This is a genomic window from Curtobacterium sp. VKM Ac-2922, assembly GCF_022815645.1.
Taxonomy (GTDB): domain Bacteria; phylum Actinomycetota; class Actinomycetes; order Actinomycetales; family Microbacteriaceae; genus Curtobacterium.
The window spans coordinates 109,406-134,339 of sequence record NZ_JALGRO010000010.1 but is presented as its reverse complement, the minus strand read 5'-3'; the positions used below and the strand labels follow the sequence as shown (position 1 = coordinate 134,339).

At 64.1% G+C, this 24,934-nt stretch carries 22 protein-coding genes; 12 read left to right on the top strand and 10 right to left on the bottom strand.

The features are described from left to right. Positions 1-17: 17 nt before the first annotated feature. A complete protein-coding gene (locus MT346_RS13100) occupies positions 18-2,738 on the bottom strand; it encodes a hypothetical protein (protein WP_243563515.1) in 2,721 nt (906 codons plus the stop codon). Positions 2,739-4,094: 1,356 nt separating this feature from the next. On the opposite strand from MT346_RS13100, the gene MT346_RS13095 reads away from it, so the two are divergent. Next, entirely contained in the window at positions 4,095-4,292 is a 198-nt protein-coding gene (locus MT346_RS13095; protein ID WP_243563514.1) for a hypothetical protein, read from the top strand. A 16-nt stretch (positions 4,293-4,308) separates the two neighbouring features. Here MT346_RS13095 and MT346_RS13090 read toward each other — a convergent pair whose 3' ends face one another. Both MT346_RS13090 and MT346_RS13085 read right to left on the bottom strand, forming a co-directional pair. Further along, positions 4,309-4,887, bottom strand: coding sequence for a hypothetical protein (locus MT346_RS13090; RefSeq protein WP_243563513.1), 579 nt, complete (start codon positions 4,885-4,887; stop codon positions 4,309-4,311). A gap of 367 nt (positions 4,888-5,254) precedes the next feature. After that, positions 5,255-5,464 carry a hypothetical protein gene (locus MT346_RS13085; RefSeq protein ID WP_243563512.1) on the bottom strand — a complete coding sequence of 70 codons (210 nt, stop codon included), beginning with the start codon at positions 5,462-5,464 and terminating at the stop codon, positions 5,255-5,257. A gap of 280 nt (positions 5,465-5,744) precedes the next feature. Here MT346_RS13085 and MT346_RS13080 point away from each other — a divergent pair, with 280 nt between their 5' ends. From MT346_RS13080 to MT346_RS13055, 6 genes are all read left to right on the top strand, one after another. Further along, positions 5,745-6,029 carry a hypothetical protein gene (locus MT346_RS13080; protein ID WP_243563511.1) on the top strand — a complete coding sequence of 95 codons (285 nt, stop codon included), beginning with the start codon at positions 5,745-5,747 and terminating at the stop codon, positions 6,027-6,029. A 29-nt stretch (positions 6,030-6,058) separates the two neighbouring features. Further along, complete coding sequence (locus MT346_RS13075) at positions 6,059-6,877, top strand: hypothetical protein (protein ID WP_243563510.1); 819 nt, start codon at positions 6,059-6,061, stop codon at positions 6,875-6,877. Between the two features lie 1,050 nt (positions 6,878-7,927). After that, complete coding sequence (locus MT346_RS13070) at positions 7,928-8,584, top strand: amidase domain-containing protein (RefSeq protein ID WP_243563509.1); 657 nt, start codon at positions 7,928-7,930, stop codon at positions 8,582-8,584. Between the two features lie 363 nt (positions 8,585-8,947). After that, a complete protein-coding gene (locus MT346_RS13065; protein WP_243563508.1) occupies positions 8,948-9,967 on the top strand; it encodes a hypothetical protein in 1,020 nt (339 codons plus the stop codon). Between the two features lie 361 nt (positions 9,968-10,328). After that, the gene (locus tag MT346_RS13060) at positions 10,329-10,727 is read left to right on the top strand and encodes a hypothetical protein (protein ID WP_243563507.1); all 399 of its coding nucleotides are present in this window, start codon (positions 10,329-10,331) and stop codon (positions 10,725-10,727) included. A 531-nt stretch (positions 10,728-11,258) separates the two neighbouring features. Then, entirely contained in the window at positions 11,259-11,720 is a 462-nt protein-coding gene (locus tag MT346_RS13055) for a hypothetical protein (protein ID WP_243563506.1), read from the top strand. 6 nt (positions 11,721-11,726) lie between these two features. Here MT346_RS13055 and MT346_RS13050 read toward each other — a convergent pair whose 3' ends face one another. The 4 genes from MT346_RS13050 to MT346_RS13035 form a co-directional block, all read right to left on the bottom strand. Continuing rightward, positions 11,727-12,347: a hypothetical protein gene (locus tag MT346_RS13050; protein WP_243563505.1), complete on the bottom strand. Its 621-nt coding sequence runs from the start codon at positions 12,345-12,347 to the stop codon at positions 11,727-11,729. Positions 12,348-12,693: 346 nt separating this feature from the next. Then, positions 12,694-13,350, bottom strand: a complete 657-nt coding sequence (locus tag MT346_RS13045; protein WP_243563504.1) for a hypothetical protein — start codon at positions 13,348-13,350, stop codon at positions 12,694-12,696. Beyond that, the gene (locus tag MT346_RS13040) at positions 13,347-13,790 is read right to left on the bottom strand and encodes a hypothetical protein (protein WP_243563503.1); all 444 of its coding nucleotides are present in this window, start codon (positions 13,788-13,790) and stop codon (positions 13,347-13,349) included. Before MT346_RS13040 ends, MT346_RS13045 begins: the two co-directional genes overlap by 4 nt. Positions 13,791-14,027: 237 nt before the next feature. After that, entirely contained in the window at positions 14,028-14,747 is a 720-nt protein-coding gene (locus MT346_RS13035) for a hypothetical protein (RefSeq protein ID WP_243563531.1), read from the bottom strand. Positions 14,748-15,080: 333 nt separating this feature from the next. Here MT346_RS13035 and MT346_RS13030 point away from each other — a divergent pair, with 333 nt between their 5' ends. The 4 genes from MT346_RS13030 to MT346_RS13015 all read left to right on the top strand — a co-directional run bounded on the left by MT346_RS13030 (position 15,081) and on the right by MT346_RS13015 (position 21,122). Continuing rightward, positions 15,081-16,271: a DUF4238 domain-containing protein gene (locus MT346_RS13030; RefSeq protein WP_243563502.1), complete on the top strand. Its 1,191-nt coding sequence runs from the start codon at positions 15,081-15,083 to the stop codon at positions 16,269-16,271. A gap of 663 nt (positions 16,272-16,934) precedes the next feature. Next, a complete protein-coding gene (locus MT346_RS13025) occupies positions 16,935-18,395 on the top strand; it encodes a hypothetical protein (protein ID WP_243563501.1) in 1,461 nt (486 codons plus the stop codon). Then, positions 18,388-20,247, top strand: a complete 1,860-nt coding sequence (locus MT346_RS13020) for a DEAD/DEAH box helicase (protein WP_243563500.1) — start codon at positions 18,388-18,390, stop codon at positions 20,245-20,247. Before MT346_RS13025 ends, MT346_RS13020 begins: the two co-directional genes overlap by 8 nt. Further along, positions 20,244-21,122, top strand: a complete 879-nt coding sequence (locus MT346_RS13015; RefSeq protein WP_243563499.1) for a protein NO VEIN domain-containing protein — start codon at positions 20,244-20,246, stop codon at positions 21,120-21,122. The genes MT346_RS13020 and MT346_RS13015 overlap by 4 nt, the downstream gene beginning before the upstream one ends. Here the strand turns inward: MT346_RS13015 and MT346_RS13010 are convergent. After that, positions 21,119-23,014, bottom strand: coding sequence for a hypothetical protein (locus MT346_RS13010; RefSeq protein ID WP_243563498.1), 1,896 nt, complete (start codon positions 23,012-23,014; stop codon positions 21,119-21,121). The two genes, MT346_RS13015 and MT346_RS13010, sit on opposite strands and share 4 nt — an antisense overlap. Positions 23,015-23,518: 504 nt before the next feature. Between MT346_RS13010 and MT346_RS13005 the strand changes: the two genes are divergently transcribed. Then, a complete protein-coding gene (locus MT346_RS13005; RefSeq protein ID WP_243563497.1) occupies positions 23,519-23,869 on the top strand; it encodes an Lsr2 family protein in 351 nt (116 codons plus the stop codon). A gap of 79 nt (positions 23,870-23,948) precedes the next feature. On the opposite strand, the gene MT346_RS13000 is transcribed toward MT346_RS13005, so the two are convergent. Next, positions 23,949-24,458 (bottom strand): hypothetical protein, encoded by a 510-nt coding sequence (locus MT346_RS13000; RefSeq protein WP_243563496.1) that lies wholly within the window; start codon positions 24,456-24,458, stop codon positions 23,949-23,951. A 62-nt stretch (positions 24,459-24,520) separates the two neighbouring features. Further along, entirely contained in the window at positions 24,521-24,778 is a 258-nt protein-coding gene (locus MT346_RS12995; RefSeq protein WP_243563495.1) for a hypothetical protein, read from the bottom strand. Positions 24,779-24,934 lie beyond the last annotated feature (156 nt).

Sequence of the window (24,934 nt, the reverse complement as noted above, 5' to 3'; positions counted from 1 at the left end):
TCGCTGTTTCATCGGGTTCACCACGACACGTCGTCGACGTAGACGCTGTTGCCCTCGCAGGAGGTGTCCCACGTGCTGCTGGTCAGCGATGGCACGTCCACCTCCAACCCGACGGCGTTCACTGCGGTGACCGCCGCCCCCGTGGATGCGTCGACACTGGGCACGGTGATCTGCAATGCCGTCCACGATCCGATGCTTGCCTGCACACTGGTACCGGCGGAGTAGTCCCAGCCGGAGTTGAGTCGGAGGACGGGCTTGAAGCTCAGCCCCTGACAGGTGTTACTGCCCTCGTTGACCCACATCGTGACGGTACTCCCGGGCGTCAACAAGGCGACCGACGCCGACTCGACTTCGATCTCCGAGTACGGGTTGAACTTGGGGGTTCCAGGAGCGACGGTCGTGCTGGTGTCGAGTGTGGGGTTCCCAGCCACGGTGATCTTCAGCGATCCACTCCCGGATCCGGTGTGGGTCTGCGTCGTGTCGGCGGCGACGCCGAGGTCCCCCCAACCCTGGTTCTTCCCCCACCCTTCAGCGGTGCCGTCGATGAATGAGTAGTGGTTGGTGGGACCAGGCACCGGGACGTCCCAATGGGAGCACGCGGAGTTAGCCGCTGGTCCAGGTGATCCCTGGGACCAGCTGCCGGAAGCCGTGAAGTCCTTCACCACACACAGTGCCGGGTCCTGAGAGCCCGCCCCCTGCGCTGTGCCGGAACCGTAGGAACCGTATCCGAGGGCCTGATCGTTGGCGACGTTCCAGGTGCTGGCGGAACTGGCCATGATCTTGTCCCACAGGACGTACCCCGCAACGCCGTCGTTGAAAGCCGCAGCGAGTTTGTCGCTGACGTACTGCGCTCGCTGTTGCAACGAATCGGGGGTCGGGGATGCATCAGCGTTGTGGTGTTGCGTGTCACCTGCGGACACGTTGGCCTCGACGCCGGCTTCAGTGATGACAAGCGGCTTCGTGCCACAGTCGGCGATGCGCTGCTCGAGCGAGTTTTCGGGAATGCCGTACCACTGGTAGCTCGGGTCGCTTTGGTCTTCCGCGTCGTAGTCGTGCACGTCGCAGATGTCGATGCTGTTTGCGCTGTACACCTCACCGAAGTCGTCGACGTTCGCCGCTCCCGTCGGGTCCGCGACAGAACTCGAGACACCGCATTGACCGATACCCATCGAGCCGAAGCTGATCAGTGGGGCGGTGGCTCCCGAGCTGCCGACGTATGCCGACTTGATCGTCGAGCCCATGTCCTGCGCGAATGCATTCAGCACAGCCGCTCCCCCAGGGGCGCAGGCGACAGATCCGTCCTCCTTGGTCATCAACCCCTGGTCCGCGGCGGGTGTCGAAGCCGCAGACGACGGATTGTCCGCCTCCGCCTCATTGACTACCTGATAGAACGCGATCTGCCGCCACAAACCAGCTGCAGCTGCATCGGGTGAATTCGGGCTGAACTCCCGCGCAACCATTGCCGACCACGCCTTCGCGGAGTACTGATACCCGAACTGACTCGACGTGTATCCCGACTTGTAGAAGTTCACCGACAATGCGTTGCCGTCGTTCAGTGAACCATCTTCTCGGTCGCACTGGTTCCATTCGTTGACCAGCACCGGGATGACCCGTAGACCCGCCGCCTTCGCCTGCTGGAGCAGCTGGATGTACGGCATCCAGCCACTTCCGGAGGGATTGTTCGCCAGGTAGTCCTGGTAGTACTTCTGGTAGAACCACACCCGAATGACGTTCGAGCCGGTGGCCGCGATCTGCTGCGTCTCCCACGTCTGGTCTTCGTCATCGACGATCTGCCCGCACCCCTGGTTTTGCGTGCTCGATTGCACGAACGCATTCGGGGCTGCGTAGTCCATGAGCCGATAGTCATTGAACCCCACCGCTCTCCACGGCTGACAGCCCAGCGTCAGACCGCCCTGGCCGTTGCTGTACACGCTCGCTTGGACCGTAGCGGGGCACGCCGATGTACCACTTGCGGCCTGGACGGCAGGATCCACAGTCACCGGGAACACCGCGTGTCTAGGAACTGTGAGATGAGTCGTCACGACCGCCCCGCTCACCGTCAGCCAGCTGGTGAGCGCGTGGCCGGCAGCGTCTCGCGCTGACGGCTTTGCGAAGCGGGCGATCGTCTGCTCCCTGGAAACGTCCTTCCCTTGCGGAATCCGGTCCACGTCTACAGCTCCCCGTTGGAGACGAAGCCGCTCCTCACCATCAAGGAGAACCTTCCAACTCGACGTCGTCGGCGCGGAAACATCTCGGAGAACGTCGGTGGTCTCCAACCCGCCGCTCGCTCGTGCCGTGACCACTGTGGCCGCCGCGCCATCGACGTACGCGATGGCCTGACCGCCGTCCACGACAGTCGCGGAAACCGTCGACGAGCTGTTCATCAGCTTCATTGACAGCGTCGACGACCCGATCTTCACGATCATCGGGCGCGCCGTCGTCGCTGGGATCACGACGTCCTCATTCGCGGAACGATAGGATCCGCCGTCAGAATGCAGTTGTGCGCCGCCTCTGGCGATGACGTCGAACGCCCGCGCGAAGTCCGCCGCCGTCCCATTTTGTGAGAGATAGATTCCACTCACGACACTGCCGCCGATGAGCGCAAACGAAATGAGTGCCGCTCCTAAGCGGAATTTACGAGAATCGTTCAGGATCAAAAAACGATTCGCACGTTTCTGACTTTGATGAGCACGCGCCCCGACGAGCCGTCCGACAATCAACAGTGATGCACGACGCATGTCAACTGGCCCCTCGCCAACCAACCCAGAGACGCCAGTCGACGCTTCAAACACTGAACCTAGGGGCACATGGCAGCTGAGCGCTATATCCCGATCATGCAGGTTCCCACAGCAATTAGTGGCGAGTGAAGAGCGCCTCTGAGGTCTGTCAATTGTGTTTGCGCCTCGCCCTACCGGCCGACTACTGGTCGGCGGAAGTGAGTAATCGCCGCTTGCCACAATCCCGAGGATCGCTCGAGAGAGTTTCATGCACTGCCACTTCCTCTTTCGGGGGTCAGGCGCATGGGCCGAGCCAGAGGGTTGATGTGTTCTCAACTCTTCGCTGGGAGCGATGGCAGCTCGAGATCAAAGAAGAAGAGTAGGTCGGACGCACGTATCAAGAACGTCGAGAAGGTCCGCGAGGGTGACCTCACTTTCGACGATACGGAGACCGGCGTCAGCCGCACGGAGCACGAGTGGCGGTGGTCGGCTCCCGAGTGGCGTTGCGAGTGGCGCCGCCCGCGAAGATACCGCGTCGGCCGCGGCCTCGACAGCATCGCCTCCGGTTGCGGGATACGACGTCAGCATGATCGCTTCGGCCTCGCATCCTAACGCCGCGCCGCAGCGGGCCGCGCGCCCAAACCGCGGAAGCGGCCCGACGAGTACCTCGAGCGTGCACGCGACCGCAACGGCGAAACCCGCTACCTGCGGAACCCACCGCCCCGGAAACTGGTCCCCTGGAAACCGTCAGTGCTACCGCCCGTGCCTGCATAGCGGGCTGACCCCGCACCGGCACCGCCGGTAGAACCGAGCTACACCACCCGCACACCCCAACGCTCAGCCGCGCCCGAAAAAGGGGCACCGAACGTCCGGAGTGCTTCGGCGCGCCCGAGGACGAACAGTACGCCGAGCGAGCGCGTCACCAGCGGCCGCGAATCCCTCAGCGAGCGCCGGATCCGACATCGAAACAGTCCCAGAGAACCAGAAGAGCCCCCGGCCGAAGCCGGGGGCTCTTCTGTTGGATCAAACTTGCAAATGCTGGAGGCCAGACCTGCAAACAACCCTGTGGCGGGTCATTTGCAGGTCTCGATGACCCGCATGGTAGAGCGGATGCAGCGCTGTTGGTCGGGCCCTCTTCGCTGAGTTTCCCCTGGGCCTGCCTCGATTTTCCCCTTTTTCAGTTGAGCCCTAATCAGGAGGGGTGCGAGCTGGGCGCTCCTTCGAAACTGAGGGGGTAGCGGTCCGGCCAGTCGTTCAGAGATCGGTGGCTTCATCTGCCGGACTCCAGAGTCCTCGAGCCGTCGGACGGTGACCGGGTCACCCGTTGCTCCAACTGAGCGCGACGCGCACGAGAAGCTACCGAGTCGATGACGATTCGTGAGCCTGCAAATCAGGACTCGTGATCATCTGCTGCAGCAACTGCAGACGCACCTGGATGACGTCGGTGCGGCGCTGCACGCGGACTTCTCACTCACGTTCACTGGGTTCAGCAACGAGAGTGATGTCGTGGCGGCGCAACGGTTGCTGGAACGCGGCGACACGAAGATCTCCGAGCTCTTCCGCTTGCAGGCCTGAGACCGGGCGGGTCCGTTCACGCCTCCGCGTCGGCAGGGTGGCCGGCGAGCCAGTGGAACCAGCGGCTGCACCGTTCTAGCGTGTGCCAGGCGGTGTGCCCTGCGAGGAGGTCGTCGTACGTGCTTCGCCAGGCGGCGCGAGCGTGACGGGAGTCTTCCGGTTCGTGGAGCTCGGAGGATGGCCGCCAGGTCAGTCCAGCGCTGATGTGAATGACACCGCCTCCGCCCCCGAAGAACGGGGTGTCGTCGTGGGTCATCGAGAAGGGCAGCTGATGCGTGTGCCGGTCACGGGCCCAGAGAAACGCTTCCACGTATTGGCCATCCGATGATGCGCTCCGTGCCGCTTTGTACTGTTTCGCAGCGGACGCGCCCTTGCCGCCGAGCCCTTCACAGATTCGTTCGTCGAGGGCAGCCACCCACCAGGTGCCTTCCGCCAGAGCCGCGAACGCGGGGCGGATGCTCGCGCGATCGAGCGGTCTCAGCCGGTTGATTGCTTCGTCGATAGCTTCGAGTGCGACTGACGCGGGTGTCTCGCCGAGGATGGATTGCGCCTGGAATCGCCACTTCAGGTCGTCATCGGTGTTGCTGTCCGGCATCCGTTGTCTCCAGTCTGTTGGGTAAGGACCCAACTTGGGCTCCGTGCTTCGTGCGGTGCTTGCCGTTCGATGTTGGCTCATCAGAACAGTCGTTCGGCGCTGCGCTCTGGGGCCTCTTCAACCTCGAGGAGCCGATCCTGACAGCACCCACTCGACGCGTCGGTTCTTCCGTTCAAATGCGACCGGACCGTCGGCTCTCAAGCCGGCCGAGCACGCGCGCGTTCGAGGGCGGAGTAGTCAAACTCCCATTCCGGGCGTGCGATGTCGTAGTCAGGGTCAACACCATGGTCTCGCACTGAACGGACAACGCGTGTGTTCCCGCTGCTGCCGCGCTCGACGGGCACGGTGAGGAACACACGGTGGCCGATCAGTGACTGGGCGCGTTCCGCTGCCGCGCGGCCAGCGGCCGTGTCAGTGCGTTCGGTGTGGACGAGCTCTGCCCGTTGACGTGCGTGTGCAGGAGCACAACGGCTCGGGTTGAAGTGACTTCCTTATCGATGCCGATGATCGTCGCCGGGAACTGCTTAATCTGACTGGTGTTCCGGTCCCGAACATCGATGTCGCTGAACACGGTCATCGGCGCGGATCCGTCCTCGACGTATCCGGCTAGCCGTTCGGTGTGGCGTCGCACGTCGTCTTCGCTTGCATCGGCGCCCGCGATGATCGAGCGGCGAGGATGATCTGTGCCCACTCGGTTGGTTCGAACGCCATGGTGCTTCCTCAACTCGGCGGTACTCCTGAGGGGGCCACTACAACGCTGCGGCCTGTCTCTGATGTGAGCAGCAGCCGTGTGAAATCTGGACTGGAAAGTCCAGTTCACGGGTGCGCGAGGCTAGGTCTTCCCCTACGGTGAGCATATGGATGAGGTTCTCGAATTCTTTGACGGCCGCGACAAGTTCAGCGAGCCGTCGGCGGTGTCCTTTTACGATGTCGAACGCGACGGGTGGGGTATCCGCGTCGAGGTGACGGACCGCGGCGCCGCAGCGGACGCGAATCGGTTCTCCGTCGTCGCGTACGTTCCCGACATCCCGGAAGAGGAACGCATCGTGAACCAGTACGCATACACCGTCGGCAATCCGGACAGCACGATCACCGACGCGCTCTTCAACGCGCACTGGATCGTCTTCGAGAACCTCAAGTAACCCGGCTCACCTCCTCGACGGATGGTGACGTGACCATGGCGAACCCTGAGCACGACGACGAGATCGACGCGAAGAACGTCCTGCAGAGCCAGACGGCGTACCGCGTCGAGCATGCCGACCACTTCGGCGGTGTCGACTACCAGTCATCGGACGGCGCGGTCGCGATGGAGGTGACAACCGTCACCAGTGAGGAAGTCAAGGCGTCCACTGCCCGCCGTGGTGCGCTGCTCAACACGAAGACGCCGACGCCGGCCGCCTGTGTGTGCTGGTGGGTCACGATCGATGAGCTGCACCCCCGATTCAAAGGGCTGGAGGCGAGGGTTGTCGACGCGCTCGGCGTCCTCGAAGCCGACGGGGAACCAGAGTTCTGGTCCCACTCTGCACATGCCCTGCTGACTGGAGACCCCGACCGCAAGGTGGCCGTGGCGACGCTGCAACGCGAGCATGTCGAGCATGCTGTGCAGACTCCGGAGATCTGTTCCCGTGAGGGAGAGGAACATGAGCACGGCGTCCTGTGGTCCACCTCCGGCGGCTACGTCGCGTCCGGGAGCGACGCGGCACTGCGCGAAATCGAGGAGACGCTCAACGACAAGCCAGACAACTACCGGAAGCTCGCCGAGTCCGGCGCCGAAACACGGGTGCTCTTCGTTTGGGTGGACCGGGACACCGAGGGTTCCATCACCCGTCCGCTCCGCGACGGCATCAGCGAGAAATGGGACCATTTCGGGCTGCCGTCGCGCGCTCCGGAGCTCGACGAGTCGGTAGACGAGCTGTGGGTGGTGCACCGACAGACGCGTCGGAGCTGGCGATGGACGACTGATGGGTGGACGGCGCTCGAGAACGTGTGAACCGCATTCCGGCTGATCGGCGATTGAGGGCTCGATGTTTGCGGCTCCGTCGTCTACACCGTGCGCCGTGACCGCCGATGAGGCAGCGCCGTCCACCGGCCTTGTCGCCGTCTAGGTCTCGGTGCCCCTTGCTGTTACGCCGATCGAGAGCCCTTCTCTTGCGCTCGTGGCCTGGCGTTCCCCTGGGCTGACCCAGAATTTACTTCTTCCGCATGAACCCCAGTTCAGGGCGGTTATATCCGCAGCTCCCCCCCCCCCCCGATGTCCCATCCCAGCGTGGTGACGCCGCTCCGCGGAAGGCACACTCCGATGTCGTCCGCTGATGGGACGATCCGGGCGTGGACGAAACCTCTGTTCCAACGACTCTCCCCGACGACGAAGCGGCTGGGACAGCAGGTGACGTCAGCAAGACGTCCGACTTCATCGAAGCCTTTCAGTGGCGTGCTGACGACAACATGGTCGCGCTCCGGTTCCGAAGCGGGCTCGTGCGAGGTTTCAGCGGTGACGCCTTGCACGCGGCTCACGCGAAGGACTTCGCGATGGTGGAGGTGCACCCGTGGCGCCGGTCGGTGTTCTTCAAGACAACGCGAGGAGATGGGTTCTCTTCGCGGTTCGGATCGCGCTTCAACTCGTCGCCCCTTCGTGCCCGACCACTTGTGTACCTGGATCAGAATCAGTGGAGCACGCTGAGCAAATCGGTCCACGCTCCCTGGCGCGTGCAATCAGACAACGAGCTGAAGGCGGCTTGGCGTCTCATCGGCCTAGCCTCGTCCGGCAGAGTGATTCTGCCGCTCTCCGCCGCTCACCTCGGCGAAACGGGTAGCTTCGGGAACGACGAGGGACGTTACGAGCTGGCGGTGACGATCATGTCCTGCAGCGGCGGATGGCAAATGCGCGACCCCCTCCAGGTTCGGGCCGCAGAGTTCCGTCAAGTCCTCGCCCGTGCCGCCGGTAGATCGGCTGGGACGGTGCCTGCCGTCTTCACATTGGAGCCTTGGGCGGCTCTCGACCCTGCAACCCGACAAGGGTCCTCTCCGCATGAGGTGCCGCATGAGGTTCCTGCTGAATGGAAGTACGCTAGCCGTCGCTCTCAGCGTCACACTTGTGACGGCACAACCCGCGCACACGGACAGCAGCTACCCGAAGCTGGCTGCTGCGAACGTGCGAAACGCACCATCGACAGCCGCACCGATCGTCACGGTCATCCCGCAGGGCTATCCAGTCGCCATCAGCTGCGTAACCCACGGACGGTCCGTGAACGGTACTGACCTGTGGGATTACGTGCCAGACAGCGGTTGGGTGTCCGACTCGCTCGTGCGGACCGGCACGGACGACGCGGTTGCGCCCCTCTGCGCGAACGCTACGACCTACGATCGGGCCGCGGCGGGCACCACGAAGGCAGCAGCATCCGCTGACTACTTGAAAAACGCGCTCCAAAGCGACGGCTACGGCGTACTCACCGAAGTGGCTGTCGGAGACCCCTCCGCCGGCGGCGCAGCGGTCGGCGATGTGATCTTCTACGACTGGGACGGCGGCCACGCCGACGGGAAGGTCGATCACGCAGCGATTGTGACTGCGATCCGCGACGACGGGACCGTCCTCATCTCGCAACACAGTGAGGACCGGCCCGAACGTGTCTGGAATGAGGAACCAAGCCACACTCGGTTGACCAACCTCCGCGCCTACCTGCTGCACATCACCAGCTGACCGGGGGCCAGGTTGAAGCGACCACGGTCGGGGCGCTTCAACCTGGTTCCGGACTGCTTCAAGTTCGGCTAACGCCACTCGATGCGTTTACCGCCGTCGCTGAATCAGCTACGCCGTGAGGCGGACCATGCCGCGCTACGGTAAGCGGCGATGACTGCCGCAGCCCCCGACTCGCTGTCCGACTTCCCGCTCGGACCGCTCGCCGGGACGACGACAACGTACTTCCGGTCCCCACACGGTTCGACGTTGCACGGTGACCCGCAGTGCCCTCGAGCACGAAACCTCAGCCCTCACCGCACGGTGACGCACCCTACATCGGGCACACTCGCGGATCTCCGGGTCGAGGACGCTCATTGCCAACCAGTGCACGCGTACGTTGGCACAGCAAACCGGCTCCTCGCGAAACGTGCCCGCATCGACGACTCGGCGACGTGGCTACGCGACGGGGACCTTCCGCGCACACTCATCACCCCGCCCCGATACGGGACGACGGATCAGCAGCCGCATCCGAGCTTGCTCGAACAATGGACGGCAGCCGTCGCCGAGGAGGCTGCCCTCGTCGCCCAGGTCGCGGAGCGGTGGACCGGCAGGACCGCTGCAACGATTCTCGTCGCCGCCTGGATCCGACAAGGACGCACTGCTCGGATACACGCTGAGCAGTACGCACGGTTTGAGGACGCCGATGTGACCGGACTTGACCGGAACCAAGGCGGTGCGCCCTGGCGGAACGATCTCCTCGCGCAATGGCTCGACCACATCCTCGCGGGCCGCCTTCCTACGCACGCGTCGAAGCTAATCAGCACCAAGAACGGTCGCAGTCTCGACGGCAATCAGCCGTGGAACCGGTGGGAACGCACCGAAGAGGAGGCCGAAACGGTCCGCCTACTCACCACGCACTGGGAGGGTCAGCTCGCTGAGGAGGTCACCGACGCGGGCACTGAACCAGCGCTGTTCCTCTACGCCGAAGAACGCGTCGCCGACACCCGCGAACTGGCCGACATCTGCACGGTTGCCGCGGGCGGCGCATCCGCGGACGGGCGGCACGGGCTGCTGCGCTCGTTCACCGCCCCGGCCGCGTTCCGACGCCTCATGGAAACCGACCATGGCATCTCCCACGTCGGGCTTCTTGTCGACGACGCAGCATCGGGGACCACACCCCCGGCTGTGCAAGCGGACCTGCTCGCGCGCATCGTCGACGCGGAAGCGGATGATGCTACGGCCTACGCCCCGCTGCAGGCGCTCACCGTCGAACTGCCGATCACGTCGCAACGGCAGACTGACTCGCGCCGTATCGCCTTCGCAGACAAGACGCTGCACCCTCAGATGCGCGGGCCGCTCGGCTTCTGGATTGACCAGCAGTCGCTGCACCGCGCTCGCCACTGACCGATGGCCGAGCGAGGCGAGCATCCACGCGGGGCGCCCACGTGCAGTCGCTACGCGCTGATGTGTGCTCGTCGATCGCAGCGAGCTCGTTGGTGCGAAGTCGTCGTCCCGAGCGTGCGGATCAGCCGCTGTAGTCGGCGGCCGCACAGTCAGTCAATGAGGGTCGGTGACCGGATTGTCGTCGTCGGCTGCGATGAAGCGCAACGCTCCGAGGCGTCGGCGGTCTGATTGCGGACAGTGCAAGGGATCGCCACTTCGCGGTGTCCGTCGACGAAGCGCTCCCCCGTTCTGGGGGATGGGCGGGCACCGAGCCGGCGCCGTCTTCGCCGTAGCGTTCATGCGTACCTTTGAAGGGGGATCGATGGACCAGAGACGTACGGCAATCTCTGACTCGCTCGACCGGGCGCGGGCACTTCTGTCGGAGACGGGCACTCGTGCGGTGCCCTTCGGGTGGGATGACGATGCTGATGAAGCAGCGTTCCTCGAATCTGCCCGCGCTCTGCTCGTTGAACTCGGCGTTCAGCTCGACGCGCGCAGTTTCTCGGGCGCCCGGCGGTTCCATGCGGCAGTTGCCGAGGTCGACGCACAACGCGAGCGCCTCGACTCCCCGAATCCGCCGTGCGAGTGCTCGCATCCGGAGTCGGCGCACACGATGAATGGCTGCTGGGCCGATGAGCCGGATCCGGCCTTTGTCGGCTGCCCATGTGTTCATCGCACGTCGTGGCCAGCGACGCAGATGCGGGTGCGTCCGCGCCCGTGATCGTCAGGTTCGTGTCACGGCGGTGAAGCCCCACCCGATCGGGGTGTCCCGCAGCGTCGGGTAGCCGTCGCTGTCGAGTGCGTCGGCGAGCTGCGCCGCCCAGAGTGCGACGCGGTCGCTTGTGCCGGGTCGGCGGAGTTTGACCGTTCGGAGGAACTCCGCGGGTGCGGTTCCCCAAGGTGAACACCGTGTCTGATCGGAGGGGACTTCGGTCGTCGCTGCGCCTGCGTTGCAGCGGATCTGCCGCTCTCGCTCGTTGCGTGGCACGGCGGACGCCGCGACGGTTTGGGGGTTCATCATGCTCTCGTTCCTGGCGGGGGTTGATACCGCCGCTACCTCTATGCGCGGACGAACGAGGCTGCGGCGACCCTGCCGGCGCCCGAGACGGCTGCCGTCGATCGCTCACATGAGCGAGACAGGCGAATCTCCGCCGCAGGAGGGTCGGGTGCGCTGCCGTCATCCATGCACGCTGTGGCGGCGTGGCAAGGTGTGAGAGCCACCCGGGCCGAGCGAGTGACGAGGGGGCGACCGATGCGGATGAGTGTGGTGGTGGCTGGCGCGATGGGTCTGCGCGTCGTGACTGCTGCAGCGACGATTTCGAGCTGGTGGGCCTTCCGCAACGACGGCGGTACGTCCGCCGCCGCTGATGCCGTCCGGATTCCCTCCGGCTGGACGCTGTCGGAAACCAGGGTCAGTCGAGGGCAGTTGTTCTGCTTCGACGGCCCGCGCTGCCCGTCGTTGCAGCGCAACTATGTCGGCGACTCCCCGTTGCGTTGGACGCAGTTGCAGCAGGCGCTCGACTCCTCCGATGCGGGGTTCTCGAAGCTTCGCTGCTCCCAACCGTCCGCAACGGTGTCGTCGTGCAGCGCTTCCGCGATCCTTGAGGGTGTTCGCCTAACGGTCAGCTATGCGGCCCCTGACACGGGTTCACCGGCGGGTTCGTTCTCGGTGATCGCGTCCCCCGTGCCGATTGCCCGGGGCACCGGCCGTTGACGCGACTCAGACCAGCGCCCGGATCTGGTCTCGCGCTTCCTCTCGCAGCGTCTGACGCCCTGTGTGATGCCATGTCGTATCGCTGCTGTGCGCTGCACGGAGGCGTGGCAGGACTGTGGTCCAGAGGTCGTCGATGAGGCGAGCAGCCTGAGCGGCGCCATTGAGACGAAGTCCGTCGTAGGTGCTGCTCCTGAGCGGCTGGAACCCGCCGTCGGGGTGCACGTAGACGTCGGCGCCGAGGTCGGGGTTGGTCACGTCGAGGTCAAGTTTCGCGGGCCCGAACTTCACCTCTCCAAGCGCGATGAGCGCTGCAAGTTCAACGCGTTGCATCGTTACCGTCTCACTGAAGCGCGTCGGTCGGAGGTGACGGTCTTTCGACGACAGCTCCCCGATACCGCCCAGTCGAAGTTCGGTTGAGAGCTGCTCTCGCCCTTGGAGCCGGTACACGAGCCACAGGAAAAGGTCGTCGTCGATCGCTTCCGGCACGTTGTCGACCGTCATGGTGAAGGACTTGCTCAGTGTCGAAAGAAGGGTCCCAACTGCGCGGGTTACGGTCTGGAAGTCCCCGGTCTCTCTGGCGGTGACGAGTCCGCTGATGCTGCCGTCCACGTTCTCGTAGAGCAGCACGTCCGCAGCTTCCAGGCGGTGGCGGTTCCGCCAATCGGTCGGGTCCACGCCCGGCGCCAGGCGCGCTCGAGGCCGTGGGTGCATCCAGTAGTACCGCACGCGTAGCCGGCGGGGTTGCGCACCCTTCGCCTTGAGTAGCAACGGTCCGCCTACCGAGAAACTGTACTTTGGCGCTAAGCCAATCGCGAACGCATCGTCGGCAACACTTCCCCACCCGTCGGCCGGAGTCGCCGAAGACGGGTTGAATTGCCGCTTCCCCATCGCTGACCGCAGCTGCTGCAGATTTACCCCAGGTTCAATCCGGAATGGTCGGACGCCAATCTGCGGCGAAGAGATGACTGCCAATTCATTTCCTTACAGTGATTCGTTTGAGGCCGACCGTGACCGGCGCCCACCAAAGACCAGAAGAACCATCCGCAGCCCGCAGCTCCGCGCGGACGGTGACGTCGTCACCTGCGCCTGAGATTGTCCCGGGCAGCATGCTGCCGACGAACATCGTCTGCGCGACTTCGTGCGCGTCGTCGATGACGTCGAGCAGAAGTTCAGGAGCGGTGTCCTGCTCCCGCAGTTTGCTGCCGACGCTGTACTGCTGACGTCGAATACGCACGGCGCCGAGCGGGCGGAACTGAATCCAGATGTACATCTGCTGCGACCGGGCATGTCGAAGCAGCAGCTGACCAAGGATGGACTGGAAACCAGCACTCATCTCGACCGTGAATGGGAAGGCTGGGACGCTTTTCCCGCGGACGTCGATGACGGTTTGGTCGGTGACGCCGCGCTCATCAACTGTCCATCGCAGCTGGAACCGCGGTAACCCGAACAGGAAAGCCGGCAGCAGGACTCCGAGGATGAACCCAACGCCAGTACCGAGAGCGCGGGTGACAAGCGGCTCACCTGGTAGCAGCGCCCCGAGCGCACCGCCCGCCCAGATGAGCAGCAGAGCCAGCGCGAGCTCCAACGCCGTCCAGCCTTTCGCGATGAGGTCCGAGCGGGACCGGATCACGTGGCGCTCAACGCCTTCACCAACGCCGTCGGGTCGGACGAACCGAGCGGTTCGACCCGTCCGTACTGCATGAGTCGGAAGCGCGCATGCGCACGTCGGTTCGACATGGTGATGGCGTGGACGAATCCTCTGAAGTACTCGTGGCTGAGCATGTGGAGGACGCGCTCGGCGTCTCCCTCGTTGAGAGCTTCGAGAACCTGGTTCCGAATGCCGTCGTCGAGTTCCTCATCGTGGCTGTCCGTGACAAGGACGTTCGTTGCCCGGTACCCCTGCTCGATGAGCGCGGCGGCAGTGGTAACCAAATCTGTTCCGCCCCAGAGCACCGCGCGGAAGCCCTCGCGCTCGAAGTCCATGAAGGGGCGTTCGTCGGGGTTGTCGCGGTACTGGATGACGCGGCTGTGTTGGCCGTCGTCCCGCTCCACCAACTGGATCGTCCCCATGTCCGTCATCGTATTGCTCCTCGTCCACGGCGCGGCATATCCGGAGCTACTATGCGGCGAACCGCCGAACTGCCGTGCCGTTGGCGGCTGGTGCTGCGGAGCAGGCGCAGCCCGGCCGCCGGCGACGACTCGATGTGGAGCGGTTCGTGCGATCCGTTCCCGTTGGCCGCGCCGTCGGTCTGCGGCCGGCGCACCCGCAACTCTCGTCCGTTCCTTCTGATCAGCTGCGACATGGGCTCATTGAGCGAGTTCGTTCAACGCGAGAATCTCGGAGTGCGTGTAGGTCCCAAGGGGCGCGCCGTCATCACGGATTGTCGTGATCGTGTCGACGGCGGGCCGGATGCGGTTGCCGAGGTCATCGTCGAAAGCTATTGGCGTGGCGGCGAACTTTGCCAGGTTGGGGAACGGGTTGCCGTAATCGAAAACTTCTTGACTGACGCCCGCGGCGGCCGGGCTGAACGTTACCGTCACGACCCGGTCCGAATACGCGACGTTTGTGACAGCTCGACCGAGGACGACTCCGGAGTTGGCGCGCTCTCGAAAGAAGTCGTTGAATGCGGCGAGTACCTCGGCGTCCGTGACCGGGGCAGCGACAACCGCAGCTGATGATGATGGCGCCGAAGGCGAAGGGCTGGTTCGTGCTGGCGGCTCCGAGCGCGTTGGCGCTGCCGCTGAGGTTGTCGTGGACGACGGTGCTGGCGAAGAGGTTCCTTCCGTGATCGAGCCGATGATGATAGCCACGACCGCAGCGGCCGCAGCTGCTCCGCCGGCGACCCAGACCCACCGTGGAACAACTTTGCGCTCACGACGAAACACAAGCCTTGTCCGAAGCACCGACGATTCGCGCCGTTCCACAAGCTCCCAACCGTCCTGCTCCATCTTGGACAGGGTGCGGGACTCGAGACCACGCACTGTGTGCACGGTCTTCGTTTCATAGCGCGGCGTGCTGTCAGCCATGAGGCTCCATCTCCGATCCCCATGGTGGGATGCTCGATCACGATCGTAATCGCACGAGAGCGATGCTCAGGTACCGGATCCGGCGGCAGCGACGCCAGTTGTTTCGACCGACCGACCCGCACGCCCAACGGGGAACACAGCGACGTCTTCGTTCAACGGGCAACTCGATTCGACGCGCGCAAGACGGCACGGCAGAATCTCCCGCTTCACCGCGAACGCCGTCATCTGTCGCCCGCGCTCGGTCGCCGCCTGCGAGCTTGATGCTGCGGGAGAGCTCCTGCGGTGACCGAGCGCGCTTCGTTGATGTCAGCGTCTCGATCTACTCTCAACCCCATGAAACGGCGACGGCGTCAGCGAGGTTCGCGCCAGCAACGGGCGCAGCTTCGCGATGTCTTAGATGCCGCGTCGGCGATGACGGCCGCCGGGCAGGAACCTCGCCGACATCATCTCGTGCCGCGCTTCTACCTCGATCAATGGTCGATCGATGAGCGCGTGCAGGTCACTGACTTGCTGCAGCAGCGACGTACCTTCGAGGTGCGCCCCGAACACGCACTCGTTGAAACGAACTATTACCGCATCAACGAAGGAATGGTCGATGGCGGCTCTCCAGTCGCTTGGGAGACGTGGTTGTCCGCAGTCGAAGGAGCCGCCGCCCCGCTCCTTCCCATCGTTCGAGACGACGGACTACACACGATTGAACCGGAATTGCAGGGGCAGTTTCTCCAGTTTCTTGCCGTCCAAGTCACTCGCTCTCGCATGTGGAGGTATCAGGGCCGATGGCTGCTCGGCGAGGGGTATTACCGGATGTGGCAGCTTGGGAAGCCTGGGGCAATCGCCGCGCATCTCGAACGCAACGGCACGGAACCGACCGCCGAACGTGTCGCGGAGTTGCAGGCCTACTTTGACCGAGTGATCGATGATCCATGGTCCGCTGCGCGGAGCCCAGAGCTCGAGATGAAAGCGTCGATGCGTTCGGCGAACGCCCTGATGCCGAACTTCGTCGAACGGGTGCCCGTCACGTTCCAGTCGGCCGCACCCCTGCTGACGACTGACGAGCCGGTGACACTCCTGACTGAGCATCACGGCGACATGGACTCCCCTCACGCTGGCTTCCACGCTGCACCGGTCATCGCGGTGCCGTTGGGACCGCACCACGTCCTGGCACTGTTCCGTCCTGACCTTCCCGCGGTCGACACCACGCGAAACCTCAGCAGGACGGACACCCTCGAGCTGAACCGAGCACTGCTTGGCAACGCGCACCGCCACGTGGTGTCACAGCCAGGCGAGCGTCTCGCGCAGCGGCTATTCGTGCCCGATTTGAAAGCCCCAATGCGCTTGCGCAACGTGCAGCACGATGGGCGCACGCTCCTGCAAGCCACACCACAGTTCCGCTGGTCAGGGGAACGGGATGCTCCGCAACGGCCGGTGTCCTTCTGGTGGCCGACGACACTTCCGCCTGCTCCACTTCCGCCGGAAACGCCGGCGGAATGGGCCGCGGAACGGCGGCACTACAACGCTCAGTAGCTGCAACCTCGTTGCGTGCGGCACCGTCCGTGAGCGATGGGTGAACTCCGACACCCGAAGGCGACGCCCTGCAGCGACGCCCGTCGGGCGCTCACCTCTGCCTCAAACACCGACCGCGGCCCAGCCCAGCCCTGCCCGGCCCTGCCCTGCCCTGCCCTGCTGACAGCGTTCGGCGCGGATTGAGCGACGACCCCGCCGAGTTCTATCACCCCCGTCGCAGGGTCAACCCGGTGACGGCATCGCCCGGAGGGCGCAATCTACCCCAAACCTCCCTCCCCTCGTCTGCGAATTGACTTCGCGCTGAAAATCGTTCTTCGACTGATGCCAGCGCAAACCTTCTCCCAGGATTCAGCGCAATCCCGGGACTTGTTTCGTCGGAATCGTTCGTTATGCTGCGATCACCACGGGGATGAGGAGCGACAGGGGTGCTGTTGTCGTTCGCCATTCCCCTGACGGGACAAGGGATGACGTCGACAGGTATCGCGAATGATGGGGATGAACTCGAGGCGCATCGCTGATGCGCGCGCAGAGTTTTCGCGCCCACGTGCGTCAGCGGTACGTGCTATACGCATGCCGGAAACAGCTTCGTGCCTGCAACCAGCTCCCCACCGTCATGACCACGCTGCTGATCGAACTCAGCGATCCAACGAACAGAGGGAAGAGATGACAAGCATCACGCATGAAGCACGGGCCAAGGTTGTCGCTGATGCGGCAGCAGCCGCCGCTGCCGCAACAGGCGCGCAACACCAGATCGGAGCAGTGCCCTACAAGGGGAAGCGTCTCACGCTGCCGGTTGCCCAGGTGCCCCTGGATCATGTGTTGCTCAATCCGCGCAGCCACCGCATTCGTGCGCAGCTGCAGTCGAAGCCGAGCGACCAGGCGACGACGGTCGCTACCGACCCATACGGCGAGGAGGCGCAGGACCTGCTGCGCACCCTCCTCCGTGAAACCGACGGGTTCGCCGAGATCCGAACCAGCCTTGAACGGAAGGGGCAAGAGGACGCCGGCGTGATCACTGCTGGCGGTGTCCTCATCAACGCCAACACCCGCGCAGTTGCTCTTGAAGAGCTCGGCGTGCAGTACATCGATGTCATGGTGTTGCCCTCCGACGCCACCGATCGGGAACTCAACGAACTCGAGCTGACGCTGCAGATGGCTCGCGATGTGAAGCAGGACTACTCCTTCACCAGTCAGCTGCTGTTCATTGAGGACCTCATCGAGTCTGGGTGGTCGATCGACGAACTCGGCATGAGCCTGCGGCCGGACCTGCCGAACACGAACACCGGGCGCAAGGAAGCACGCTCGTACGTGCAGGCGGAACTCCGTCTGCTGTCGCTGATCCGCGACGTCATCACGTTGAGCGGGAACACCGCGACGTTTGTCGAGTTCGACGAGCGCCGTCAGGCGTTGATTGAGATCGACTCCGACTACGAGGGGCTGAAGAACAAGCGGCCCGACGATGCGGCCCGGCTGCGTGATGCGCAACTCGCGGGCATGTTGTCCGGTATCGACTACCGCAAGCTGCGCAACGTCGATCTCACCCTCCTGAACCGTTACCTCCCAGAGGCGATGGAGGACGACCCGGTCCTCGGCGCCGCGAGCGCCGCTTTGCTCTCTGGCGATGCCCCGGTCGTGGTGACAGACGACGATGCTTCCCTCGACGGCCTGGACCTCCTCGACGACGATGACGATTCCGCCGACGACTCATCCAAGGAGCTGCCCTCGTTCCGCACCGTGCTGACACTCCTCGCGAAGAACGACGCCGACGGCATCGTCATGTTGCCTGGTGCGGGAGCGGAGATCCCCGTTGATCGTGCCAACTTCAAAGCAGCCATTCAGCAGGTCTTCATCAACGCGTTGCTGGTTGCTGCCGCGAACGACTCGAAGGTAGATGCAGACGCTGCTCCGACGAAGTTCCTGCAGGACGCGGTGCGCGCAATCGACAACGCCCGGACTGCATTCACTGAGGTATTCAATAGCGGCAGCTTCAAGCGTGACAAGTTCGAGGAGGCTCGCGACAAGCTCGACGAGGCAACGGAAGCATTCACTGACGTGGTCAACGAGAAGCTGCAAGGCCGAGACGACGTCACCGACGAGCGGCTTGAAGGCGGCGACGATGCCTGAGAACACGTTGCAACTTGAACTGCACGGAACGATGGTCCGCGCTCTCCGCGGAACTACGCCGTGGGGGTTCTGGCTGCGATTGCTCAACGAATGGGGCGCAGACGGCAGCACCCCGGGCGCCAGCGTGGAGTTCGGAGTTGAGCGTGTCGTCGGTCATCGCGAATGGCTGCGACCTGCCTGCGTGCAGTACAGCGTCCGGATCGAATGGGACGATGCGCTAAGGGCTGTCATCCAGTCGAATCAGGCGCAGCGACGCGCACTCGGGGTCGCGCTGCAAACGCAGCCGGTGCTCTCTGAGGAAGCCGTTCTCGCACGACTTGAAGGCTCCAGGTTCACCCGGCAGCTCCGATCCTTCCAGATCCGCGACCTCGGCAAGGTGCTCGCGCTCGATCATGCAGCGAACTTCTCTGTCCCCGGAGCCGGGAAAACGACCGTCGCCCTCGCAGCATACGAAGCGGAACGCACCGCTGAACGTGTGGAACGGCTCCTCGTTGTTGCCCCCATCTCAGCGTTCGACGCGTGGAAGAGCGGCGTTGGGGAGTGCTTCGCTGGCGAGAAACCAACCATCGCAGTGGTTGGCACGTCGATCCCGGACGGCGCGGAGATCCTTGTCGTGAACTATCACCGGCTGGACTCCAGGTTTGATGAGTTGGCGGCGTGGGTGCAAGAGAAGCCAACGATGGTCGTGCTCGACGAAGCGCATCGAATGAAGCGAGGGTGGGACGGGACGTTCGGCGCAGCGAGCCTGAACATGGGGTTCCTCGCAACACGACGCGACGTGCTCACGGGAACGCCTGCACCGCAGAGCCCGCAGGATCTCGTCGCCCTGCTGGATTTTCTGTGGCCGGGACAGGCGATGCGCGTTCTCCCGCAGGACGCGCTTGCCACGCCCACGCCACCGGACGCCGGCCACCTCATCGCCGACGCCGTCAGACCGCTGTTCGTCCGAACGAAGAAATCTGAACTCGATCTCGAGCCGCCGAATCATTTCGTCATCAAAGTTGAACCGTCGCCGTTGCAAGCGCAAATCTACGACGCACTCCGCAACCAGTACGCAGGGCAGTTCAATGTCCCCTTCAACGACCGTGCCCGGTTTGCGCGGATGGGTCGAACAGTGATGTACCTGCTGGAAGCAGCGACGAATCCGCGGCTCCTCACTGCGGGTTCCGACGAGGCAGACGACTTCCAGTACCCGCCGCTTCATGTCGCCCCTGACACTCGGTTGTGGGACCTCATCAAGCAGTACAACGAGGTGGAACTACCGGCAAAGTTTGAACAGGTCGCAGCGCTCGTTCGTACCAATGCTGAAAACAAGCGCAAAACGCTGATTTGGACCAACTTCGTGCGCAACATGCCTGCCCTGCAGCGGCTCCTCAGGCGCTATAACCCCGCCGCGATCTACGGAGCAATTCCGTCTGAGGTGTCAGATCCGCGAGCGGAAATCACACGCGAGACGGAACTGGCACGGTTCCGCGACGAAACCAGCGACTGCTGGGTGCTGCTTGCGAACCCTGCGGCGATGAGCGAGGGAGTGAGCTTGCATAAGACCGCTCACGATGCGATCTACCTCGACAGGACGTTCAACGCCGGTCAATACCTCCAGTCCGTGGACCGCATCCACCGCCTCGGCCTGGACGAGGGCATCGAGACGAACGTGACGTTTCTGGTCACCGCGGGCACGATCGATGAGGTTGTCAGCGACCGTGTTGCGGAGAAGGCGGCCCGACTTGGGGAGATGCTCGACGACGCAGACATTGCGACGATGACGCTGCCATCGCCGGAGGATCATGCAGCACCGATCGATGTTGCAGACGTTGCCGCGCTGCTGCAACATGTGCGGTCAGCCCCATGACCGTCACTGTGTTCCTGCTGCAGGCAGCGGCGTACGCGGCCACTGCGCTGGGCGACCAGGGCGCTTCACGAGGAGATGCCGACGCCAGTTACAAGGCGACGGCGAGCGGTGGCCTGTATCGTGCCGACGATCTTCGCCTCGGTGAACAGGTGCTCATCGATGCGCACCTCCTCCGTGATGAGGGCGGACAACTGGTGCCGTCTGACCGTCTGCTCCCCATTCGGCGGGCGCCCGTGGATGTTGCAGCGGAGCTCATCCTCCGTGAGCTTCTCCTGGTTGAGCAGCCGTTGTGGTTGTGGGCGGCTGTTCACGGTTCAGACCTGCAGTGGGAGCATGTTCCGGATCGTGATCAGCAGCTCGTTGAGCATCTGATCGACGCCGAACGGCGCGAGGCGTACCTCCTGTCAATCGCCCGCACAGTGGACGCGGAAGCGCTCGGTCGCGCCGGTCGCGTGGGCGAAGAGATCGTCGCTGCTGCGTGCCGGACGTACCTGGAACAGCAGGGGCGCAGTGACCTTGCCACGACCGTCGCTCACGTCAGTGAGGTGAGCGATGACCTTGGCTATGACATCACCAGTCCTGATACCGGTGGGCGTCGGCACCGTATCGAGGTCAAAGCGGTCTCCGCACACCTGACCACGGTCTCCTTTTTCATCTCCCGGAACGAAGCGACGCAGGCCGCACGGGATCCGCTGTGGTCACTGGTCGTTGTCGCAGCGCAGCTGGATCAGCCGATTGTGGGATGGGTTGCCGGCGCTGCATTCCTTCACTGGTTGCCGGTCGATGTGGCAACGGAACACGCTCGATGGTGGAGTGCCCGGGTGACGTTAGACGTCACCGCGTTGACGCCGGGGTTGCCGTTGGACGCGCGCTAACGCTTCTGGTCTTGCAGGAAGGCCTCAGCTTCGAGACGTCGGCGGAACGTGTCTGCCCAGTCGGATTGCAACGCACCGATCAGGAGTACCTGCTCAGCGACCGTCGCGAGGAATCGACCCTCATCCGAGTCCACCACTCGTGGACGATGCTGCGCGATGGGGGTCGATCCTCGCGGTACGAGGTCCAGGATGAGGTCGAGCGTGCACGCACGAACACTGCGTTTGGCGTGGTCAGATTCGTTCTCGCTGTGGACCATCTCCACGCCGATCGCGCGGAGTCCTGCAGTGTCGAGGGCACTGATCAGGTCGATCCACGCACGCACGTCGCGGTTCGCGAAGCTGAAGATCAGATGGCCATCCGGTCGCAACGTGCGACTCGTTTCATGGAATATCCGGGACAGCAGCGCCGCGGAATCGGTGGTTGCGGCGCTCGGGTTCACCGCCGCATCACCGTCCGCTTCATCGAGCGACATTCCTGCCCATGCGCGCAGTGGAAGCGACAGCTCACCGTATTGGACATCGTCGTGGTACGGCGGGTCGGTGAGCGCGAGGTGCACGCTGTTGTCCCGGAGTGCCTGCCGCTCTGAACTGCCTTGCACCACTGTCACGTCAGCATCATGGGTCCGCTTGGCGCGCATCCACTCAGCGATCTGCACAAGTCGCACCAAGCGGCGCAAAACTGTTCCACGGCCGATGTGCGTCGCACCCCAAACGTTGGGCTCAGCAGTGAACGTCGTGAAGTTGAATCGATGGTTCGCCATCGACTCGTAGCTTTTGAGGTAGTACCGGTCCCACCGGGAAACGAAGCCAGCCATCTCTGCCGCGCCGATGATCGCGGTCCGGAGCGCGCCTCGCACGGCAGCGTCGTCGGCGCAGTCGTCAACGAGGTTCAGCAGCATCTCAAGGAACCAACGTTGCCGGTTCGGGTACAGATCCTCCCAGTTCCGGAACCCGTGCCGTAGCAGCACCCGAGTCTCGTGTCCGTCTCGGATCGGACCGAGCGTTCGAGTGGGCGCCCACCGAGCATCGTGTGCTTGCTGCACTTCAACTGGCCGCGGCACGGCAAGCTCTCGCCGCTTCGACGCAGACCGCTCGATTAGGACGATGTCCCACCGGATTCCGGAGCGGGCAATGCGCTGCTCGAGACGCTCACCCGACCCGCAAGCGGTGCAGGTGACGATACGACCACGGGTGTACACCGCCGACGGTGCAACCGTTTCCCCGCAGTCCGGGCAAGCCGAATCACCTACGACGTCGCCCTCGAACAGGTGCCCGTGACGGCACGCAAGGAACGCTGCGGTTTGGCGACTCTCCGCTCGGACTTTCAAGGACACCATCGCGTGCGGGAAAACACGTTGACCGTGCCCGCACACCGAGCACGACGTGTGCGCCACGCGGAACGTCTGCGTAATCAGCCCCGGAGTTCCGTCGTCGAAAACCGTTCCGTACGCTGCTTCAGAGCTGGCAAGCACACGCTGTGATAGCGCGGCGATCGCGTCCTGCAACGCAGCAGGTTCGGGGAGCTCCAACATCGCCTGCAACCCGGACGCGGCCCACTCGTTCAGATCCTGCGCGTAGACACGATGACCGCGGAGCGCCGCGGCGAGCGGGATGACTCCTCCACCGGAGAACGGGTCACTGACGAGCATCTGCTCGGAGTGATCCAGCGCGGCAGCGTCAATGAGGGCACCGTTGACCGCTTCCGTTCGTCGCGCCCACCACCGGTACACACCCGTTGGCGGCAGGTGCTTCTCCCGGTTCCGTGACTCTCGCTTCGCCGCTGCGCTCACCGCTTCGGGGTCGAGGTACCGGAGAGGGCTTCGGATGATGGCAGGTGAGCAGTCGGAGGCCACTTCCGCGTCGAGGTGCGGCACGTCGAGTTGCGTCAACATGTCCGCCTCCTCAGCCAACGCGCCGCCCACCGATCCGCACCTGCTGTGCATCGGAACCCTACCGCCGACGGCCGACCCATTCCGTCGCACTCTGGGGCTGGGCGGCACTGCGCCATCAGGTGTTGACCGAGCTATCTCATCGTGGTGCATCGTCTGTCCCGTCCTTCCTGGTGCTTCTATGCGCGGAGCAGCGACGGAGACGTGCGTTACCGAACGGTGACAGGCGCTTGGGGGTCGGCTCGCGCCATTCGACGGGGTATTGCCTGCTCCACGACGTCCTCAGCGTTCGACGGTGCGCGGGCACTACAGGGGCAAGTTTTGCCGTCTCGTGGTGGGCACCCCGCGCGACAGTGAGGTCCGGCTTCGCTGCAACTGTGCGTTGTCGCGGCATCGCGTGAACATGGATTGCGTGCCACTCACGGGTTATGGAGCGGTCGCGGTCGCCACGGGCATCGAGGCGTTGTGTCACGATGGGTTGGCACTTATCAGCGAATGGAGCACGATATGGCCCAGAAGGTCACTACTCACCTCGTCGATGACCTCACCGGGGATGTGATCGAAGCGGGTACGGGTCGCACCGTCCAGTTCTCGTTCGACGGCAGCAACTACGAGATCGATCTCTCCGATGACAGCGTCGAGAATCTTCGCGAGGCGTTCTCCGACTACGTCGCAGCTGCACGGAAGGTCACCGGTCGCAGTGGTCGAACCGCGTCGGGATCTGCGGCCACGAAGGGTCGCAGCAAGCCTGATGAGCTCGCGAAGATTCGTGAGTGGGCTGCCGCGAATGGGCACGAAGTTGCCGCCCGTGGCCGCATCAGCCAGCAGGTCCGCGACGCGTACGAAGCGGCGAACTGACCGTCGCGCCTCTTTGGTTCGTCGCGGACGAGCCTCTGACCGGGTCCCCGTCTCGCGGCGGCGACCCGGTTTCTTTGTCTTAGGCTGCGAGAAACTCCCCGGTGTCAGCGTCACGGCGCTGGGTGCGTTCGCGGTTCACCCAAGCGGTTCTCAGCGCCGCCGGCCGAGATCGCTCGGCGCAGCGATGGCAGCCGCTCGGACCGTTGGCGTCGAGGTGGTTCGTGGGACGCTGCGCGAACGGGCCGTGCTCGCGGCAGACGATGGTGACGTCGGTGTGCTGGTCGACGAACACAACGGCGGAGTAGTCGTATCGGGTGCCGTGCAGGTCGATGGCTCGCGCTGTGAACCTGGCGCCGCGGACGGACGCCCGCGAGTTCCGTCGTCCCGAGCAGTCCGGGCACCGCTGGCCACGCTTGTGCTCGTTCGGCTCCTGGTCGAAGTCGCCGTGCTCGCTGCAGCCGATGGTGACTTTGGTGTGCGCGTTGACGAACTTCTCTGCAACTCGCGAGTAGTCGTACTTGCCGGCATGCCTCGTTGTCGCCGCTTCGATGAAGGCGTCGAGTCGCTGCTCACGGGTGTGGTTCGGCATGGGTGCTTCCTTTCGGTCGCAGCCTCTATGCGCGGGCAGGTTCCTGTGACGTGCGCTCACGGTCAGCCGGAATGATCGGCGAGCCACGCGAGCACGTCGTCGCGTTCCCGGTACCCGCGTTCGCGCAGTACCCGGATCCCCTCTTCGAGGACGGCGGCGAGGACGACGGCGTCATCGAAATCGAACGTCGTCGATCCGCCCGCGGGCCCGTCGATGGTCGTCAGCCCGGACCGTTCGACGATGACGGTGATGTCGTCCATCACCGTGGCTTCAGCCGAACCATCACCGTTCTCATTGGTGAACCAGAATCGATCCTGCATGCGTATCCCTCCGAGGCCGCACCGTGCGGCGTCGACACCTGCTATGCGCGGACGGGAGCTGGTGACGCGGGCTGGAGCGGGGGGAGGACTCGGCACCTCGCGATCACGACTCCTTCCAATCTCACCTACTCCCGCGAGGGGTACAGCTGTAGGGAT